We start from the raw sequence: 2,561 nt of genomic DNA, 5'->3' as shown, positions 1-2,561 counted from the left end.
TCGGCCAACGACACGATGGCCGGCGGCATCATCGCCCGGCTCCGTGCCCAGGGCCTCAACGGCAAGGTCCCGGTCACCGGTCAGGACGCCTCCATCGAGGGTCTGCAGAACATCCTCGCCGGCGACCAGTGCATGACGGTCTACAAGAACACCAACCTGGAGGCCGAGACCGCCGCCAAGCTGGCGATCGCCCTGATCAACGGCAGCAAGGCCGAGGCCGACGCTCTGGTCACCGGCACGGTCCCCGACTCCGAGACCGGCCAGGACGTCCCGTCCGTGCTGGCCACGCCGGAGAGCATCACGGCCGACACCGTCGCCAAGGTCGTCGCTGACGGCTTCGCCGACAAGGCCGAGCTCTGCGCGGACAAGTTCGCCGAGCTGTGCGCGAAGTACGGCGTCAAGTGACCTACGGTCACCTGTTGCCTCACTGATCCGCTGCACGACCTCTGACCGATCCGGAGCCGCGGGACCCACCCCCCGCGGCTCCGGGTCGTACCAGCACCACCCCATAGCCAGCTACCGCGCGAGCCAGCCCGCGCACCTGCCCGTCGTACATGGAGGAAGCATGACCGCCGTCGACACCGAGAAGACGCCACCCAGCCAGGCACCACCGCCTCTGCTGTCCTTGCGGGGCGTGCAGAAGAGTTTCGGAGCCGTCCACGTGTTGCGCGGCATCGACCTCGATGTGCGTCCCGGCCGGGTGACCGCACTCGTCGGTGACAACGGCGCCGGCAAGAGCACCCTGATCAAGGGCATCGCCGGCATCCACCAGTTCGACGAGGGCAGCTACACCTACGACGGCGCCGAGGTGCACGTCTCCAGCCCGCGCGACGCCAACGCCCTGGGCATCGAGGTCGTCTACCAGGACCTCGCGCTGTGCGACAACCTCGACGTCGTCGACAACATGTTCCTCGGGCGCGAGCTCACGACGTCCGGCGTGCTCGACGACGCCACCATGGAGGTGCGGGCACGCGAGACCCTCGACGGGCTCTCCGTGCGCACGCTCGCCTCGGTGCGTACCAAGGTCGCCTCGCTCTCCGGAGGTCAGCGCCAGACGGTGGCCATCGCCCGCGCGGTGCTGTGGAACTCCCGCGTCGTGATCCTCGACGAGCCGACCGCGGCCCTCGGCGTGGCCCAGACCGAACAGGTGCTGCTGCTCGTGCGCCGCCTCGCCGACAAGGGCCTCGGGGTGGTGCTGATCAGCCACAACCTCACCGACGTGTTCCAGGTCGCCGACGACATCGCGGTGCTCTACCTCGGCCAGATGGTCGCCCAGGTGGAGACTGCGAGCGTCACCCACAACGAAGTGGTGCAGCTGATCACCGGCGGCAGCAACGACCGAGCGGAAGCGATCCGATGACGACGACCCAGACGCCCACGACCCCCGCCGGCCCTGAGCTCCCGCAGGTCCCCGGAGTCGTGCCCCCGGACGCGGGCCTCGGGGAGCGATTGCGTGGCTACACCAGCAAGATCCGCGGCGGTGACATCGGTTCGCTGCCCGCTGTGCTGGGCCTGGTGACCCTGGTCGTGCTCTTCGGCGCGATGCGCCCCGACACGTTCCTGACGCCCCTCAACTTCGCCAACCTGACCAACCAGTCGGCCGGCATCATGATCTTGGCCATGGGCCTGGTCTTCGTGCTGCTCCTCGGCGAGATCGACCTGTCCGCCGGCTTCGCCGGGGGTACGGCGGCCGCCACGCTCGGCTGGGCCTCCACCGAGCAGGGGTGGCCGCTGATCCCGTCAATCGTGGTGTGCATCGCCACCGGCGTCACGATCGGACTGGTCATCGGCCTTCTCGTCGCCCGTCTCGGCATCCCGTCGTTCGTGGTCACCCTGGCCGCGTTCCTGAGCCTGCAGGGCCTGTTGCTCAAGATCGTCGGTGAGGGTAAGACGATCACCTACCGCGACCAGGCCCTTATCGACATCAACAACGCGACGCTGCCGCTGTGGCTGGGCTGGACCCTGACCGTCGTCGGGCTGGCGGCGTACGGCGGCCTCACGCTGCTGCGACTGCTCCGTCGTCAGAAGCGCGGGCTCTCCGCCGAACCGGTCGTCCTGTGGGGGGCCAAGTTCGTCCTGCTCTGCGCGCTCGTGGTCGGAGCAGTCACCTGGCTGTCGGTCGAGCGCAGCCTCAGGCCGGAGTTCATCTCGCTCAAGGGCGTGCCGATGGTCGTCGTGCTGATCGTCGGGCTCCTCATCTGCCTCAACCTGCTGCTCAACCGCACCCGCTGGGGCCGGCACGTCTACGCCGTCGGTGGCAACGCCGAGGCCGCGCGTCGCTCCGGCATCAACGTCGGTGCCGTACGGATCAGCTGCTTCATCATCTGCTCCTCGATCGCCGCGATCGCGGGCGTAGTGATCGCCAGCCGCAACAACAGCGTCTCCAGCGACACCGGTGGCGCCGAGACGCTGCTCTTCGCGGTCGGTGCGGCCGTCATCGGTGGCACCAGTCTCTTCGGCGGCAAGGGACGCGTGGTCAACGCCATCATCGGTGGCCTGCTGATCGCCGTGATCTCCAACGGGCTGCTCATCCTCAGTCAGCCGCCCAGCACCTTCCAGAT

General features: G+C 68.5%; 3 protein-coding genes. All 3 read left to right on the top strand.

The features are described from left to right. Positions 1–405 (top strand): substrate-binding domain-containing protein (locus H7290_RS14535; RefSeq protein ID WP_290514735.1); only part of this gene is annotated, 405 nt, incomplete at its 5' end. 160 nt (positions 406–565) lie between these two features. Beyond that, positions 566–1,360 carry an ATP-binding cassette domain-containing protein gene (locus H7290_RS14530; RefSeq protein WP_290514734.1) on the top strand — a complete coding sequence of 265 codons (795 nt, stop codon included), beginning with the start codon at positions 566–568 and terminating at the stop codon, positions 1,358–1,360. Then, on the top strand, positions 1,357–2,561 hold a 1,205-nt coding region (locus tag H7290_RS14525), incomplete at its 3' end, for an ABC transporter permease (RefSeq protein ID WP_290514733.1). The genes H7290_RS14530 and H7290_RS14525, both read left to right, overlap by 4 nt.

It is taken from the genome of Aeromicrobium sp., from assembly GCF_014378035.1.
Taxonomy (GTDB): domain Bacteria; phylum Actinomycetota; class Actinomycetes; order Propionibacteriales; family Nocardioidaceae; genus Aeromicrobium.
This window is presented reverse-complemented; position numbering and strand designations above follow the sequence as displayed.